Source organism: Chelatococcus daeguensis, from assembly GCF_001887265.1.
Taxonomy (GTDB): domain Bacteria; phylum Pseudomonadota; class Alphaproteobacteria; order Rhizobiales; family Beijerinckiaceae; genus Chelatococcus_A; species Chelatococcus_A sambhunathii.
Window position 1 is genome coordinate 179,971 of the sequence record NZ_CP018095.1, and the last position, 15,906, is coordinate 195,876.

Below are 15,906 nucleotides of genomic sequence, written 5' to 3' on the forward strand. Positions count from 1 at the left end.
ATCCTGTTTCACGTGAAACACAGGCTCATTTTCCGATACAGAAGCCAGCGAAAAGACGGTCGAGAACATCCTCGACATCGACCCTGCCGGTGACACGCCCGAGATAGCGCATCGCCAGGCGAATGTCTTCTGCAAAGAGCTCGCCGGGATGGCCGGGGCCGGCGGAGATCGCCCGCTCCAGCGTCGTAAGCGCACCTGCAAAGGCCTCCCGATGCCTCGCACGGGTCACCAGACCACCGTCCGCGACGACATTCTTGGCCATGGTTTCAAGGCGCGCAACGAGCGCCTCGACACCTTCGCCGGTCGCGGCCGAAAGCTCAAGCTCATCGAGCGACGCGTCACTGCCAACGCCCCGGCCCGTAGCCAGATCGATCTTGGTCCGGATCGGAATGATCACGGCACCAGGAGCATCCTGAAGATGTTCCGTCTGCGAATCGAATGCGCGGAGCGACAGGATGACGTCGGCGTTTCGCGCCCGGTCGCGGGCACGCCGCACGCCCTCCTGCTCGATCGGATCGCGGCTCTCACGCAGGCCGGCGGTGTCGACCAAGGTGACCGGTATGCCGGCGAGGTCCCAGTGCACCTCGATACTGTCTCTGGTTGTACCTGGTATGTCCGAGACGATGGCGACGTCGCGCTGCGCCAGCGCGTTCAGGAGCGTCGACTTGCCGGCATTCGGCGGACCCGCGATGACCACGGTCAGGCCGCTCCGGATCCGCTCGCCACTGCGGGCACGCGCAATCTCCCGCCGCAGCTCATCCGCCACCGAAACGAGCAATGCCATGGCACGCTCGCGCAAGCCGTCCGGCACATCGCTCTCATCGGCGAAATCGAGTTCCGCCTCGACGAAGGCCGATGCCTCAATGAGGGTCGTCCGCCACCGCTCCACGGCGTCGCGCAATTCGCCCCGCATCTGCCGCATCGCCTGTCGGCGTTGCATCTCCGTTTCGGCATCGATGAGATCGCCGAGGCCCTCGATGGCACTCAGATCCATCTTGCCGTTGAGCAGCGCGCGACGGCTGAACTCTCCCGGACCGGCGAGCCTGCAACCCGATATTTCTCCCAGGCCCGCGATCACCGCGCCGATGACAGCCCGACCGCCATGTACGTGCAGTTCGGCAACGTCTTCTCCAGTGAAGCTGTTCGGGGATGGAAAGAAGGCCACCAGCGCCTCGTCAAGCAGGTCTCGCGAGAGAGGATGACGCAACCGGCAGAGCTCCAGCCGCCGCGGTCTCGGCACGTGGCCGGCCATCAATTCGAGAACGAATCGACACGCCGGACCGGAAAGGCGCACCACGGCAATGCCCGCCCGCCCCGCACCGCTCGCCAAGGCAAAGATCGTGTCGTTTCGGCTGATCTGCATCGTTACGATATTGAATCGAATTGCGGGCCGGCGCGTATGCCGACTGACTTGAGGCTATACTGCCAGCGTGGCTTTCCCGATGCAGGATCTCCGGCGCCCCTGTTCGGCGGCTGGGACAAGGAGGACGATCCATGAACCGCCTCGCCAACGAGACCAGTCCCTATCTTCTGCAGCACAGGGAAAACCCCGTAAACTGGTGGCCCTGGGGTGAAGAGGCGCTCGCCCAAGCCCGCAGCGAGAACAAGCCGATCCTTCTTTCGGTCGGATACGCCGCCTGCCACTGGTGCCATGTTATGGCCCACGAGAGCTTCGAGGACCCCGCCACGGCCGAGGTCATGAACGAATTGTTCGTCAACATCAAGGTCGATCGCGAGGAACGGCCCGACATCGACTTCATCTACATGTCGGCCCTGCATGCGCTCGGCGAGCAAGGAGGCTGGCCGCTGACCATGTTCCTCACGCCCCACGGCGAGCCCTTCTGGGGCGGCACTTATTTCCCCAAGCGGAGCCGCTTCGGTCGGCCTGCTTTCGTCACGGTCCTGCGCGAGATTGCCCGTCTCGTGGCCGAGGAGCCGGCGCGTGTCGAGCACAACCGCCGCGCCATCGCCGCAGCGCTTGGGGCGGAGCCCGAGACGGGACCGGTCTTCGGCCACGAGACGCTGGAGCAACTCGCGGAGAAACTCGCCCGCGCCATCGACCCCGTAAATGGCGGCTTGCCCGGAGCGCCAAAATTCCCCAATCCGCCCCTGCTCGAGCTAGTGTGGCGCCATGCGGCACGCACCGGCCGCGAGGAGGACCGAAGAGCTTTCATCCTGACGCTGGAGCGCATGGCGCGCGGCGGCATCCACGATCACCTGGGTGGCGGATTCGCCCGTTACGCCGTGGATGAGCGATGGCTGGTGCCACATTTCGAGAAGATGCTCTACGACAATGCCCAGCTGCTGGAACTCTATGCTCTCGCGGCGCGGGACACGGGCGATCCGTTGTTTGCGGGAGCAGCCGCAGGTATCGTCGATTGGCTTACGCGAGAGATGACACTGCCTGGCGGCGGGTTCGCCGCCAGCCTCGATGCCGATTCGGACGGGGAGGAGGGACGCTTCTACGTATGGTCCGCCGAGGAGATCGAGGCCGTCCTCGGCCCGGACGCGCCCCTCTTTTCCCGGCACTACGACGTCTCGGCAGGCGGCAACTGGGAGGGCAAGGTCATCCTCAACCGTCTCAGCGGCATACCCGCGACAGCGGACGAGGAAAGGCAGCTCGCCGGTCTGCGAGACAGACTGCTCAGGCGGCGAGCCGCACGCACGCCGCCAGGACGGGACGACAAGATTCTGGCCGACTGGAACGGCCTGATGATCGCCGCCCTCGCCCGCGCCGCCCTCCTCCTGCACCGGCCGCAATGGCTGGCCCCGGCGGAAGGTGCCTACCGTTTCATTGCCGAATCGATGCAGCGGAATGGCCGGTTCGGCCACTCCTGGCGGGATGGACGCCTGCTTTTTCCGGGCATGGCCAGCGACCACGCGGCCATGGTCCGCGCCGCTCTCGCCTTGTACGAGGCAACCGGGAAGATCGGCTACAGGGATGATGCGCAGGCCTGGACCGAACTCGTCGAACGGCACTACCTCACCGATGACGGCATCCTTGCCATGTCGGACAGCGAGGCGGACGACATCATTCTGCGCCCCAAACCGACGCACGACGACGCCGTGCCCAATGCCAACGGCATGCATGCCGAAAACCTGCTGCGGCTCGCCGCACTCTCCGGTGAACCTGCAGATCAGCTCAAGGCCGACCGCTTCCTCGATCAACTTCTGGCACATGCGGCAAGGGCACCCCTCGCCCACGCCACCGCCCTCAACGCGCTCGACTTCCGGCTGTCCGGAGCCGCCATCGCAGTGGTCGGAACTGTTGCTGACGACCTTCTCACGGCCGCACGGGATGTTCCGTATCCGAATCGAACGGTCGTGGATCTCTCCGGGAGTGATGCGGCAAGTTACCCCGGTATGGCCGCGGGCGTTTCACCCACTGCCGGCCGCTCCGCAGCCTTTGTCTGCTCCGGCGGCACGTGCTCGCTGCCCGTCACGGATCCGAATCGGTTGACGGAAATGCTGCAGGACCTGCGCGGAGATAAAAAGGGGCCGGTCTGAACCCGCCCCTTGTACAAACGTCGTTCCTGAAGCGTCAGGTATTCATCGATTCGAAGAAATCAGCGTTGGTCTTGGTCTGGCGCAACTTGTCGAGCAGGAACTCGATGGCATCGACGGTGCCCATCGGATTGAGGATGCGGCGCAGGACATACATCTTCTTGAGCACGTCCGACGGCACCAGCAGCTCCTCCTTGCGGGTGCCGGAGCGGGTGATGTCGATGGCCGGGAAGACGCGCTTGTCGGAGACCTTGCGGTCGAGAATGATCTCCGAATTCCCGGTGCCCTTGAACTCCTCGAAGATCACCTCGTCCATGCGGCTGCCGGTATCGATCAGCGCCGTGGCGATGATGGTGAGGGAGCCGCCCTCCTCGATGTTTCGCGCTGCGCCGAAGAAGCGCTTCGGCCGCTGCAGGGCATTGGCGTCGACACCACCGGTCAGCACCTTGCCCGAGGACGGGACGACGGTGTTGTAGGCGCGGCCGAGACGGGTGATCGAATCGAGCAGGATGACGACGTCGCGCCCGTGCTCGACGAGGCGCTTGGCCTTCTCGATCACCATTTCCGCGACCTGCACGTGGCGGGCCGCCGGCTCGTCGAAGGTCGAGGAGATGACTTCGCCCTTCACCGAGCGCTGCATGTCAGTCACTTCCTCCGGCCGTTCATCGATGAGGAGAACGATGAGATAGCACTCGGGATGGTTTGTGGTGATGGACTTCGCGATATTCTGCAGAAGTACCGTCTTGCCGGTGCGCGGCGGTGCCACGATGAGGCCGCGCTGGCCCTTGCCGATGGGCGAGACGATGTCGATGATCCGCGAGGAGAAGTCCTTGCGCGTCGGATCCTCGATCTCGAGCTTCAGGCGCTCGTCCGGATAGAGCGGCGTCAGGTTGTCGAAGTGAACCTTGTGCCGGATCTTCTCCGGATCCTCGAAATTGATGGTATTGACCTTCAGCAGGGCGAAATACCGCTCGCCCTCCTTGGGGCTGCGGATGGGACCCTCGACAGTGTCGCCCGTGCGCAGGCCGAAGCGGCGAATCTGCGACGGCGAGACGTAGATATCGTCCGGTCCAGGCAAGTAATTGGAATCGGATGAACGCAGGAAGCCGAAGCCATCCTGCAGCACTTCGACGACACCCTCGCCGATGATCTCCGTATCGCTCACCGCCAGCTGCTTCAGGATGGCGAACATGAGCTCCTGCTTGCGCATCGTGCTCGCGTTCTCGACCTCGAGCTCTTCGGCAAAGGCCAGCAATTCGGTCGGCGACTTCGACTTCAGATACTGAAGTTTGATCTCCCGCATCGGGGACTCTCTGTTTTGATGGTTATGATTGCCGGAAAAGGCAGACAAGACAGGTGGGAAGTTCAGGCTCGGGCGGCACATCCACAGCGGGGGCCACCTCTCGGGATCGCGCAGCTGTTGCAGACAAGCTGCAGCGACGCCAGCCTGATGGTTGGGAAGGCACCATGCAATAGCGCCTTTTCCCGCCCCGCTCAAGCCCCCTCCAATCGAAAGGATCAGAAGGGCTTCAGCACGACGAGAAGGACGATGCCGATCATCAGCACCGCCGGCGTCTCGTTGAGGATGCGGTAGTAGCGGCTGGAACGCGTGTTGCGATCCACCGCAAAGTCCTTGAATCGCCGCACCAGGACCCCGTGCACGGCCGATAGGAGGATGACGAGCGTGAACTTGCCGTGAAACCAGCCGGACCTGAACCAGCCGCCTTCATAGGCAAGATAGAGGCCGGCGATCCAGGTCACGATCATCGCCGGATTGATGATCGCCTTGAGCAGCCTGCGCTCCATGACCTTGAAGGTTTCCGACATCTCCGAGCCGGGCGTGGCAGCCGTATGATAGACGAACAGCCGCGGCAGATAGAGCATGCCTGCCATCCACGAAATGACTGCGAGGATGTGCAATGCCTTGATCCATTCGTAAAGCGCCATTGTCCAAACCCCGCTCTTCCGCTCCCGGCTTTATCCTGTCTCAAACGCCCCTGACACGGCGCAGCATCTGCTCGACATGGGCAACGGGCGTCTCCGGGAGGATGCCGTGCCCGAGATTGAAGATGTGAGGCCGGCCCGCGAAGGTTGCGACGATTCGATCGACAGCTGCATCGAGCTGGCTGCCGCCGGCAACGAGGGACAGCGGATCGAGATTGCCCTGCACGCAGACATGCGCCTGGACATGCTCCTGCGCCCAGTCCGGATCGACCGACCAGTCGAGGCCGATGACATCGGCGATGCCCGACTGCGCCAGCATCTCGAGCCGCTGTGCGGCACCGCGGGGAAAGACGAGGATGCGCGCCTGCGGACGTGCCGCGCGAACGCCCTCGGCAATGCGGCTGATCGGCCCCAGTGACCAACGGTCAAACAGTGCCGGCGGCAGGGCCCCGGCGAAGCTCTCGAAGATCTGCACGGCATCGGCGCCGGCATCGAGCTGTGCCACGAGATAGGTGACGGAGGCATCGACGAGGCGGTCGACAAGCGACGCGAAGAAAACGTCGTCCTGATAGGCGAGGAGGCGTGCCGGTGCCTGGTCGGGCGTGCTCTTGCCGGCAATCATGTAACTCGCGACCGTCCAGGGTGCTCCGCAAAAGCCGAGAAGCGCCGTCTCGGATGGCAGTGCTGTGCGCACCCGCCTGACCGTTTCCAAAACGGGTGCCAGCCGGTCGACATCGAAGGATGGTGCAAGCGCCTCGAGCCCTTCCTTGTCGTTAACCGGCCGCAAGCGCGGACCTTCTCCTTCGGCGAAGGTGACGTCCTGCCCGAGCGCGTGGGGAATGACGAGAATGTCGCTGAAGAGAATGGCCGCATCGAAGCCGAAGCGCCGAATCGGCTGCAGCGTCACTTCGGTGGCAAGATCCGGATTGTAGCATAGGTCGAGGAAGGTGCCGGCCCTGGCGCGCACCTCCCGGTATTCCGGCAGATAGCGGCCTGCCTGTCGCATGAGCCAGACCGGCGGACGCTCGCTCGTCTTGCCGTCGATCACGCTGAGAAGCAGGGGCTTCGTCGTCGCAGGCTCCACTGTGCACCCTTCAGAGAGAAAGAAAGAATGATTGAAAGGAATCTTTACTGTTTTTCTTGTTGGGCAGCGGATTAGCGTGCCTCACCCGGATCCACAATCCATCCCCAGCCTTCCCGTCCGCTGCCGATGGTCGCACGGGGACGGTCGACTCGCCGGCGTCGGCGGCAAGCTTAACGGTTTATTAACCTTTCAGATCCGTTAACGCACGGGCGATCAGCATCGCTCACGATCCGTCCCCAAAGGCGGGATCACGTGCGTTCGATCCTCCCACAGCTGCAGGCCTGTTGATCGCGCCAGCGACAAGCGCCAGAGTGCCAACGGCAGTTGGCGCACCGAAGGGTGCTTGTCCACATTCCTCGACTCCCGGCCCCCAGGATCGGTCGACGGATCCGTTGACGGGCATCTGCATCTGATGCGCCCCCGCTGCTATGCCGGAGCTCGTGCCTTGGGTCGCAACTTCTTTCATCTCCACCTGGTCTCGGACGCCACCGGCGAGACGCTGATCGCTGTCGCACGCGCAGCGGCTGCGCAATATGAAGGAGTCTCGGCGATCGAGCACATCTATCCGCTCATCCGCTCGCGTGCCCAGCTCGAGCGGGTCATCGAGGAGATCGACTCCGCGCCCGGTGTCGTCCTCTACACGATGGTCGAGGCGGAGTTCGCCGAGCGGCTGGAAGCGGCTTGCGCCGCGGCCGCCTGCCCGTGCCTGTCGGTGCTCTCGCCCGTCCTCAACCTGTTCCAATCCTATCTGGGCGCCGCCCAGGCGTCCCGGCCCGGCGCCCAGCACGTGCTTAACAGCGAATATTTCAAGCGTATTGATGCCATGAACTATACGCTGCTCCATGACGACGGGCAGATGGCTGACAACCTCGAGGATGCCGACGTCGTGCTCGTCGGCGTCAGCCGCACGTCGAAGACGCCGACGTCGATCTACCTCGCCAACCGCGGCATCAAGACCGCCAACATTCCCTTGGTGCCGGGCATTCCGCTGCCTGAAAGTCTGCAGAACGCGAAGAAGCCGCTGATCGTCGGCCTCGTCGCGAGTCCCGAGCGCATCGTCCAGATCCGCCAGAATCGCCTGCTCAGCCTCAATGCCGATGAGGCCTCGCCCTATGTCGATCGCGACAGCGTCGCCGAAGAGATCGCCCAATCGCGACGTCTCTTCGCCCGCAGCCAATGGCCCATGATCGACGTGACGCGCCGGTCGATCGAGGAAACGGCCGCCGCCATCATCGATCTCTACAAGGCCCATCGCATGAAATTCATCGCGATCTGAGCCTGCCGGGACAGCGACATGCAACGCAGAGCGCAGGGCGACACAACAGGTTTATGGCTCGATGCCCATCCGCTCGTCCTTGCCTCGACGAGCCCAACCCGGCGCGATCTGCTCGTCGCGGCCGGGCTCGCGCTCGAGATCGAAGCGCCATCGGTCGACGAACGGGCGGTCGAAGCCGAGAAGCTGACGGCTGATGCCGCTGCGTCGGAGACGGCGGTGCTCCTCGCCCGTGAAAAGGCTCTCGAGGTCAGCCGGCGGCGACCCGGCCGCCTCGTGCTTGGCGCTGATCAGACGCTTGCTCTAGACGACGGTTCGCGTCTGTCCAAGCCGCGCGACGCGGACGATGCCGCCTCCCAGATCGCCCGTCTCGCCGGCACCACCCATCGTCTCTGCAGCGCCTGCGCCATCGCCCGTGACGGCGAAATCGTCTTTTCGACGCTGGCCGAGGCGCGACTCACCATGCGGCCGTTGTCGGACGCCTTCATCCGGCTTTATGTGGCGCTCGCCGGGTCCGGTGCGCTCGGCAGCGTCGGCGGCTATCAGCTCGAAGGGCTCGGCATCCATCTCTTCGAGCGCATAGACGGCGATCATTTCACCATTCTCGGCCTGCCGCTGCTGCCCCTTCTCGAGGGGCTGCGCACGATGGGAGTTCTTGCCCGATGACCGATCCCGCCCGTCCCGTCCCCAAGGCCTGCATCATCGGCCACCCGGTCGCGCATTCGCGATCGCCGATGGTGCACGGTTTCTGGTTGAAGGAGTTGGACCTTCCGGGCGACTATACCCGCGAGGACGTGCGGCCGGAAAATCTTGCTCGTTTCATCGCCTCGCTGCGGGAGCGTGGCTATGTCGGCGCCAACGTCACGGTGCCGCACAAAGAAGCAGTGCTCGGCCTTGCCGAAGTTGCCAGCGAGACGGCGCGGGCCATGGGCGCTGCCAACACGCTCTGGTTCGAGAACGGCTTGCTACATGCCGACAATACGGACGTGGCCGGTTTCCTCGCCAATCTCGATGAGCGGGCGCCGGGCTGGGACAGGCGGGGCGGAACAGCCACCGTGCTTGGCGCGGGCGGTGCCGCCCGCGCCGTCGTCTATGGGCTTCTCGCGCGCGGCTTTTCGACCATCCATCTCGTCAACCGTAGCAGGGAGCGCAGCCTCGCCCTTGAGGCGGCCTTCGGTCCCGCGGTGACGTCCTGTGGCTGGGAGGGGCTCGATCGAGCCCTGTCCGAGACGAACCTCCTGGTCAACACGACCTCCCTCGGCATGGCCGGCCAACCGCCGCTCGTCATCGATCTTGCGCCGTTGCCGGACACGGCCGTCGTGCACGACATCGTCTATATACCGCTGACGACAGGCCTTCTGTCGGCGGCACGGGCTCGTGGCCTTGCAACGGTTGATGGTCTCGGCATGCTGCTGCATCAGGCGGTGCCGGGTTTTGCGCACTGGTTCGGCAGGATGCCCAGCGTGACGGAAGACCTACGGGCGATCCTGGTACGGGATATCGAGCGGGCGAAAGTGTGACCTTCGTTCTCGGACTGACCGGATCGATCGGCATGGGCAAATCGACGACGGCTGCCATGTTCCGCCGGCAGGGCGTGCCGGTGCATGATGCCGATGCTGCCGTGCACCGGCTCTATCGTGGCGAGGCTGCCGGTCTCATCGAGGCGGCCTTTCCGGGCACAACCGGCGACGAAGGTGTCGACCGTCAGAAGCTCGGCGCGGCGGTGCTTGGCAAGCCGGAAGCGCTGCGTCGGCTGGAAGCCATCGTGCATCCGCTGGTGCGGCGCGAGGAGGAGCGGTTTCTCGCCTCCTGCCGGCGGACCGGGGCATCGCTCGCCGTGCTCGACATCCCCCTCCTCTTCGAGACGGGCGGCGACGGACGCTGCGATGCCGTACTCGTGGTCACGGCTGATCCGGATATCCAGAAGGCGCGTGTCATGGCCCGACCCGGCATGACGGAAGAGCGCTTCGCGATGATTCACGTGAAACAGATGCCGGACGCCGAAAAACGCCGGCGGGCGCATTTTCTCGTGGATACCAGCCGCGGCCTCGCTGCAGCAGAGGCTCAGGTAGCATCTATCGTAAGGGCGCTCGCCGGGCGTCCCGGCGGCGCGTTATCGCAGGAAGGAACGGCATGCTGAGGGAGATCGTCCTCGATACGGAAACGACCGGAGTCGACGCTCTCAAGGGGGATCGCATCGTCGAGATCGGCTGCGTCGAGCTTCTCAACCACATCCCGACCGGACGTCACTACCACGTTTACATCAACCCGCAGCGACCGGTCTCGCGCGGTGCCTTCGAGGTGCATGGGCTGTCGGACGAGTTCCTGGCCGACAAGCCGACCTTCGAATCGATCGCGAGGGAGTTCCACGCCTTCATCGCGGATGCGAAGCTCGTCATCCACAACGCCGCCTTCGACGTCGGCTTCATTGACATGGAATTCGGTCGCGTGGGTCTTCCGCGTGTGGTTCCGGAGGACGTCATCGATACGCTGTCCATGGCGCGCCGCAAGCATCCCGGCGCTTCCAACAGCCTCGACGCTCTGTGCGCCCGCTACGGCATCGACAATTCACGCCGCACCAAGCACGGCGCGCTGCTCGATGCGGAGATTCTGGCGGAGGTCTATATCGAGCTGATCGGGGGCAAGCAGGCCGACCTTGGTTTCGGCGTGACGGAAACGGTCACGACTCTAGCCGTGTCCACGCGGTCCGCCACCCGGCGCCCGCATGAAGCGCTTCAGCGGCCCATCGCCCTGCCCCCCTCGATCACGCAAGCCGAGCGGTCGGCTCATACGGCCTTCATCGCCGAACTCGGGGAAAGCGCCCTGTGGCGCGAATACATCAGCCCCGGCGCCGAATAGCAAGATCGTGTGAACGGCGCGCCGCGTGAGGAGCGCGCCGCCGCCGGTCGTCACGACACGGTCTGCTGCTGTGCTGCCTGCAGCTCGCCGAGCTTCTGGCGGTAGAGCGCGGTGAAGTCGATCGGATCGATGAACAGGGGCGGGAAGCCGCCGTTGCGCACCGCATCGGCCACGATCTGCCGGGCGAACGGGAAGAGCAGCCGCGGGCATTCGATCATGACGACCGGATGCAGCTGATCCTTCGGGATGTTGCGCACGCGGAAGACGCCGCCGTAGGAGAGCTCAAAGGCGAAGAGCACGTCCTGGCCGATCTGCGCCTTGCCCTCGAGGGCGAGCGTGACCTCGAAATCGGTGTCGGAGAGCTGATTGGCGCCGACATTGACCTGGATCGAGATCTCGGGGCTCTGCTGCTGCGGGGCGAGGGAGCGCGGGGCGTTCGGGTTCTCGAAGGACAGGTCCTTGATGAACTGGGCAAGGGCGTTCAGCGATGGCGTCGTATCGGCGTTCGCTGCGCCGTTGGTCGGGTTGTCGGTCATGTCGAACTCCTCCGGGAGGAATGATGATTGTCTCGGGGTCGTGATCGGTTCACAGTAGCCGGGCCCTCCGTGGACCGCCCGAAGGGACGACCCCGGCGGAAAAGAACCGGAATGCTCGCACTCTGCGTCAGGACGACCGTTTTGTTGAGCCCGTGCGGGCTACCACGGAAGCATTTGGCAAACAAGGCAACTCGCGCGGGCGACCGCGGACTTGTCCGCACGCGGGGTGGATGTTACGAGCGCTCGCCCCCATATGCGAAGGTGGTTATCATTTCCGCGCCAACGCTGGACAGACGGGCAGACAACGGGGCTGCCCCCGGGCTTGAGACGACAGAGAGGCCATGCAGGACACCTTCGACATCACGACGATCGTCTTTCTCGCCCTGGCCGTGTTCGTCATCTGGCGGCTGCGCTCCGTCCTCGGTCAGCGCACCGGCAACGAAAGACCGCCGCAGGATCCCTTCGCACGCCGTGAGCAGGCGAAGCAGCCGGGTGAGGACAATGTCGTGCGCCTTCCGGGCGCCGCCAACGATCGGGGGGCGATGGCCGAGGTCGGCGCCCAGGCGCGGCCGGACCGCTGGGCCGGTGTGGCAGAGCAGGGCTCGCCCACCGCGCGCGGCTTCGATGCCATCGCCGCCGTCGAGCCGCAGTTCGACGCCCGCAGTTTCCTGGAAGGCGCGCGCCTTGCCTATGAGATGATCGTGACCAGCTTCGCCGCCGGCGACCGCAAGGCGCTCAAGGGCCTGCTGTCGCGGGACGTCTTCGAGGGCTTCGAGAAGGCCATCACCGATCGCGAGGCACGCGGCGAGAAGGTGGAGACCACCTTCGTCTCGATCGATGACGCCAAGGTTGAGCAGGTGGAGGTGCGTGGCAAGGCCGCCCAGATCACGGTGCGCTTCCTGTCCAAGCTGATCACGGCGACGCGCGACAAGGACGGCAAGGTCATCGACGGCGATCCGGAAACCGTGGCCGACGTGGTGGATGTCTGGACCTTTTCGCGCACCCTCGGGGCACGCGACCCCAACTGGCTGCTCGTGGCGACCGAATCCGGGCAATGAGCCCCGGGCGACAGGCAGCGAATGGTTTTCCTCCGTCCGGGAGGCGCGTGGCTTCCCGGATCGCTTGCGTTATCGTCCGGCGATCGCTCCCGATCCTTGCGGCACTTGCAGCATCGGCGTGCGACGCTGCCGCCGAGCCGAACGTGTTCGCTGGCGCGCGCCTTGTCGAGCGCAGCTACGCAGACCTGACCGGCTGGCGCAGCGACGCTCAGGCAATGGCGCTCGCCGCCTTCCGTAGCTCCTGCGCCGTCATGGTCGATACCGCCGCCGCCCGGCGCGCCACCGGCTTTCCGGCCGATGGCCTCGTACCGGCCTGCGCCGCGGCCCGGCGCCTGCCGCCTGAGACTGGTGATGTCGAGGCGCGAGCCTTCTTCGAGGCCCATTTCGTGCCCTACCGTGTCGTGCCGCAGGCCGGGGACGGTTTTCTCACCGGCTATTTCGAGCCGGAGGTACAAGGTTCGCTGAAACCATCGGCCCGCTTCGCGACGCCGCTGCTTGCCCTGCCGGACGATCTCGTGCCTCTTGGCGACCGTGACGTCCCTGCCCATCTCGCCGGATTCACAGCCGCACGCCGGACGCCGGACGGGCTCGCTCCCTACCATGACCGTGCCGCCATCGAGGACGGGGCGCTCGGGGCGCAGGCGCGCCCGCTCGTCTATCTCGACTGGATCGATGCCTTCTTCGTCCATGTCCAGGGATCGGCGCGGGTGCGCATCGGGCCGGGCGCAGAAGACGTCGTGCGCGTCGCCTATGCCGGCCGCAACGGTCATCCCTATGCGTCGCTCGGCAAGCTCGTCGTCGCCGAGACCGGTATTCCGCCTGAACAGATGACGGCGCCGGCCCTCATCGCCTGGCTTAGGGCCAATCCCGAGGCCGGCCGGCGTCTGATGCGCGAGAACCGGTCCTACATCTTCTTCCGCCGGGCGGACGAGCTCGATCCGGCCGAGGGGCCGCTCGGCGCCGGCATGACGCAGCTCATTCCCGGCCGCAGCCTCGCCGTCGACCGCACGCTCTGGCCCTACGGCCTGCCCGTCTGGGTGGAGGCGGAATTGCCCGAGCCCGGCAGCGAGGCCCTGCGTCCGCTGCGCCGTCTCTTCATCGCCCAGGACACCGGCACCGCCATCCGCGGCCCGGCCCGGGCCGACATCTTCTTCGGCAGCGGGCCCGCGGCCGGCGAAGCTTCCGGCATCGTTCGCCACGCGCCCTCCGCCTTCGTCGTGCTGCTGCCCAAGGGAAGCCTGCCCGCCGGCCGGGAGCGCAAGCCATGAGCCGTCGGCGCCGGCGCGGGCTGGACGAGGCCGAGTTGACCCTGTGGCGCCATGTTCTGAGGGACGTGAAGCCCCTGCCCGGCCGCGCCCTGCCGCCGCCGGAGGCGCCGAAGCCGCCACCTGCACCGCCCGAGGAGGCGGCGACGGCGACGATGGCCCTGCGCACCGCCGACACCGGGACGACGGGCCGTGGCCTCAAGACGAAAACCCTGCCGCTTGCGCCGCTGGAGCGGCGCCTGCGCCAAGCGCTCAACCGCGGCACGCGCGCCGTCGATGCCAAGATCGACCTGCACGGCCTGCGCCAGAGCGAGGCGCACGCCGCCCTGCGGGCTTTTTTGCTGCGGGAACAGGCGCGCGGCAGCCAGCTCGTCATCGTCGTCACCGGCAAGGGCGGTACCGAGGCTCATTCCGCCGATCTTTTCGGCGGCGAGCGCGGCGTGCTGCGGCGCCTGGTGCCGCAATGGCTGTCGCTGCCCGATCTGCGCGTCGTCGTGCTCGGCTTCGAGGAGGCCGGCCGCACTCATGGGGGCGCCGGCGCCCTCTACGTGCGCCTGCGCCGCCGCAAGAGCGCGGGAGGCACGCTGTGACGCCCTTCGGCGAGCGTGTGCGGGCGATGCGGGCCGAGCGCGGGCTGACGTTGAAGGACATGGCCGATGCGCTCGGCGTCTCCAGCGCCTATCTCTCGGCGCTCGAGCACGGCAAGCGTGGCCGGCCGAGTTGGCCGCTGCTGCAGGCCATCATCCAGTATTTCAACGTGATCTGGGACGAGGCGGACGAATTGCAGCGGCTCGCCGAACTCTCGGCGCCGCGCTCGGTCATCGACACCGCCGGCCTGTCGCCGCAGGCGACCGCCTTCGCCAACCGCCTCGCCGGCGAGATCGCCCAGTTGAGCGAGGAGGAGATCGCCTCCCTCGATGCCATTCTCGATGCGGCCCGCAAGCGCAGGTCCGGCCCTGCCGCTTGACCGCCCGCGGAGGAGCGGGCAAAGCGGAGCCGGTTCCCGGTTCTTCCCGAAAGGCTCCCATGTTCCATCATCGCTACGACGTGCTCGGCATCGGCAATGCCATCGTCGACATCATCGCCCATACTGACGAGGCCTTTCTCGTCAGCCAGAGCGTGCACAAGGGCGCGATGATCCTGATCGACGAGGCGCGGGCGCAAGCCCTGTACGAGGCCATGGGCCCGGCCGTGGTGATCTCGGGTGGCTGCGCGGCGAACACGGTGGCGGGGCTCGCCTCCTTCGGGGGGCAAGGCGCCTTCATCGGCAAGGTGAAGACGGACGAGCTCGGCGGGCGCTTCACGCACGACATCCGCGCGCTCGGCATCCACTTCCCGACGGCGCCCGCGGCCAACGGCCCGGCGACGGCGCGCAGCATGATCCTGGTGACGCCGGACGGCGAGCGCACCATGAACACCTATCTCGGCGCCTGCCAGAACCTCACCCCGGCCGATATCGACCGCGATACGGTGGAAGCCTCCGGCATCGTCTATCTGGAAGGCTATCTCTGGGATCCGCCGGCGGCCAAGGAGGCCTTCGTCAAGGCGGCCGACATTGCCCACGGCGCCGGTGGCCGCGTCGCCATCACCCTGTCCGATTCTTTCTGCGTCGACCGCTACCGGGACGAGTTCCTGGCGCTGGTGCGCGATGGCAAGGTCGACATCGTCTTCGCAAACGAGCACGAATTGAAGAGCCTCTATCAGACGGCGGATTTCGACACGGCCGTCGCCGCCTTCCGCCGCGAGGGCGCGCTCGGCGTCGTCACCCGCTCGGAAAAGGGCTGCCTCGTCGTCGCGCGTGAGGAGACGGCGGCGGTGCCGGCCTTCCCCATCGACCAGCTTATGGATACCACCGGCGCCGGCGACCTCTTCGCCGCGGGCTTCCTCTTCGGCCTCGCCCGCAACTATGATCACCGCACCTGCGCCCGCCTCGGCGCCCTCGCCGCGGCGGAAGTCATCCAGCACCTCGGCGCCCGCCCGCAGAAGAGCCTCAAGGACATGGCGGTCGACAACGGCCTGCCGGTGGAGTGATTCACGTGAAACAAAAGAAAGCGGCCGGAAACCGGCCGCTTTCGTAGAATACAGAAAAACTTACGCGTAACGGATCAACTCCCACGTCACCGCCTTATTGCGATAAGGCGGAAAAATGTTTCCTTTCGCAATAGGCGCGGTAGTGGAGTCGTAGCTATCAACGACTTTCCAAACACCGCTTTCGGGGCATCGCTCCCCAGTGCGCTTGCGGGTGCCGATCGGAGTTTTCGCATGGAGGTTCATTTATAGATATCCATCTATAAATTAACTGCTCAAGCCCTTGACATGGTACGAAAAGAGGATTCATAACCTCCGAGTCGATAGGTACCATAGCCCGGCGGCTCGAACGGGT

16 protein-coding genes are annotated in these 15,906 nt (G+C 65.6%); 11 read left to right on the forward strand and 5 right to left on the reverse strand.

Features of this window, described 5'->3' with window-relative positions:
• Nucleotides 1-25 precede the first annotated feature (25 nt).
• Nucleotides 26-1,363 (reverse strand): tRNA uridine-5-carboxymethylaminomethyl(34) synthesis GTPase MnmE, encoded by a 1,338-nt coding sequence (gene mnmE / locus BOQ54_RS00770; RefSeq protein ID WP_071923057.1) that lies wholly within the window; start codon nucleotides 1,361-1,363, stop codon nucleotides 26-28.
• Between the two features lie 131 nt (nucleotides 1,364-1,494).
• Between mnmE and BOQ54_RS00775 the strand changes: the two genes are divergently transcribed.
• Nucleotides 1,495-3,507 (forward strand): thioredoxin domain-containing protein, encoded by a 2,013-nt coding sequence (locus BOQ54_RS00775; protein WP_071923058.1) that lies wholly within the window; start codon nucleotides 1,495-1,497, stop codon nucleotides 3,505-3,507.
• A gap of 34 nt (nucleotides 3,508-3,541) precedes the next feature.
• Here the strand turns inward: BOQ54_RS00775 and rho are convergent, their stop codons facing one another.
• The 3 genes from rho to hemE all read right to left on the reverse strand — a co-directional run bounded on the left by rho (nucleotide 3,542) and on the right by hemE (nucleotide 6,532).
• Nucleotides 3,542-4,807 carry a transcription termination factor Rho gene (gene rho, locus BOQ54_RS00780; protein WP_055459502.1) on the reverse strand — a complete coding sequence of 422 codons (1,266 nt, stop codon included), beginning with the start codon at nucleotides 4,805-4,807 and terminating at the stop codon, nucleotides 3,542-3,544.
• A 215-nt stretch (nucleotides 4,808-5,022) separates the two neighbouring features.
• Nucleotides 5,023-5,451 carry a protoporphyrinogen oxidase HemJ gene (gene hemJ, locus BOQ54_RS00785; protein WP_071923060.1) on the reverse strand — a complete coding sequence of 143 codons (429 nt, stop codon included), beginning with the start codon at nucleotides 5,449-5,451 and terminating at the stop codon, nucleotides 5,023-5,025.
• A 40-nt stretch (nucleotides 5,452-5,491) separates the two neighbouring features.
• Complete coding sequence (gene hemE / locus BOQ54_RS00790; protein ID WP_071923061.1) at nucleotides 5,492-6,532, reverse strand: uroporphyrinogen decarboxylase; 1,041 nt, start codon at nucleotides 6,530-6,532, stop codon at nucleotides 5,492-5,494.
• 445 nt (nucleotides 6,533-6,977) lie between these two features.
• On the opposite strand from hemE, the gene BOQ54_RS00795 reads away from it, so the two are divergent.
• The 5 genes from BOQ54_RS00795 to dnaQ are packed head-to-tail and all read left to right on the forward strand — an operon-like array spanning nucleotide 6,978 to nucleotide 10,664.
• Complete coding sequence (locus BOQ54_RS00795; protein ID WP_055459505.1) at nucleotides 6,978-7,808, forward strand: pyruvate, water dikinase regulatory protein; 831 nt, start codon at nucleotides 6,978-6,980, stop codon at nucleotides 7,806-7,808.
• 18 nt (nucleotides 7,809-7,826) lie between these two features.
• Nucleotides 7,827-8,471 carry a Maf family protein gene (locus BOQ54_RS00800; RefSeq protein WP_071923062.1) on the forward strand — a complete coding sequence of 215 codons (645 nt, stop codon included), beginning with the start codon at nucleotides 7,827-7,829 and terminating at the stop codon, nucleotides 8,469-8,471.
• Nucleotides 8,468-9,325, forward strand: a complete 858-nt coding sequence (locus BOQ54_RS00805) for a shikimate dehydrogenase (RefSeq protein WP_071923063.1) — start codon at nucleotides 8,468-8,470, stop codon at nucleotides 9,323-9,325. Before BOQ54_RS00800 ends, BOQ54_RS00805 begins: the two co-directional genes overlap by 4 nt.
• Nucleotides 9,322-9,945 (forward strand): dephospho-CoA kinase, encoded by a 624-nt coding sequence (gene coaE, locus BOQ54_RS00810; protein WP_071923064.1) that lies wholly within the window; start codon nucleotides 9,322-9,324, stop codon nucleotides 9,943-9,945. The genes BOQ54_RS00805 and coaE overlap by 4 nt, the downstream gene beginning before the upstream one ends.
• Nucleotides 9,939-10,664 carry a DNA polymerase III subunit epsilon gene (dnaQ, locus tag BOQ54_RS00815; protein ID WP_055459508.1) on the forward strand — a complete coding sequence of 242 codons (726 nt, stop codon included), beginning with the start codon at nucleotides 9,939-9,941 and terminating at the stop codon, nucleotides 10,662-10,664. The genes coaE and dnaQ overlap by 7 nt, the downstream gene beginning before the upstream one ends.
• A gap of 50 nt (nucleotides 10,665-10,714) precedes the next feature.
• On the opposite strand, the gene secB is transcribed toward dnaQ, so the two are convergent.
• Nucleotides 10,715-11,200, reverse strand: a complete 486-nt coding sequence (secB, locus tag BOQ54_RS00820; protein ID WP_055459509.1) for a protein-export chaperone SecB — start codon at nucleotides 11,198-11,200, stop codon at nucleotides 10,715-10,717.
• 341 nt (nucleotides 11,201-11,541) lie between these two features.
• Between secB and BOQ54_RS00825 the strand changes: the two genes are divergently transcribed.
• From BOQ54_RS00825 to BOQ54_RS00845, 5 genes are all read left to right on the forward strand, one after another.
• The gene (locus tag BOQ54_RS00825; RefSeq protein ID WP_055459510.1) at nucleotides 11,542-12,258 is read left to right on the forward strand and encodes a Tim44/TimA family putative adaptor protein; all 717 of its coding nucleotides are present in this window, start codon (nucleotides 11,542-11,544) and stop codon (nucleotides 12,256-12,258) included.
• Between the two features lie 143 nt (nucleotides 12,259-12,401).
• A complete protein-coding gene (mltA, locus tag BOQ54_RS00830) occupies nucleotides 12,402-13,526 on the forward strand; it encodes a murein transglycosylase A (RefSeq protein ID WP_245316256.1) in 1,125 nt (374 codons plus the stop codon).
• Nucleotides 13,523-14,113: a Smr/MutS family protein gene (locus tag BOQ54_RS00835; protein WP_071923065.1), complete on the forward strand. Its 591-nt coding sequence runs from the start codon at nucleotides 13,523-13,525 to the stop codon at nucleotides 14,111-14,113. Before mltA ends, BOQ54_RS00835 begins: the two co-directional genes overlap by 4 nt.
• The gene (locus BOQ54_RS00840) at nucleotides 14,110-14,490 is read left to right on the forward strand and encodes a helix-turn-helix domain-containing protein (RefSeq protein ID WP_055459512.1); all 381 of its coding nucleotides are present in this window, start codon (nucleotides 14,110-14,112) and stop codon (nucleotides 14,488-14,490) included. Before BOQ54_RS00835 ends, BOQ54_RS00840 begins: the two co-directional genes overlap by 4 nt.
• A gap of 59 nt (nucleotides 14,491-14,549) precedes the next feature.
• Complete coding sequence (locus BOQ54_RS00845) at nucleotides 14,550-15,554, forward strand: adenosine kinase (RefSeq protein WP_071923066.1); 1,005 nt, start codon at nucleotides 14,550-14,552, stop codon at nucleotides 15,552-15,554.
• Nucleotides 15,555-15,906 lie beyond the last annotated feature (352 nt).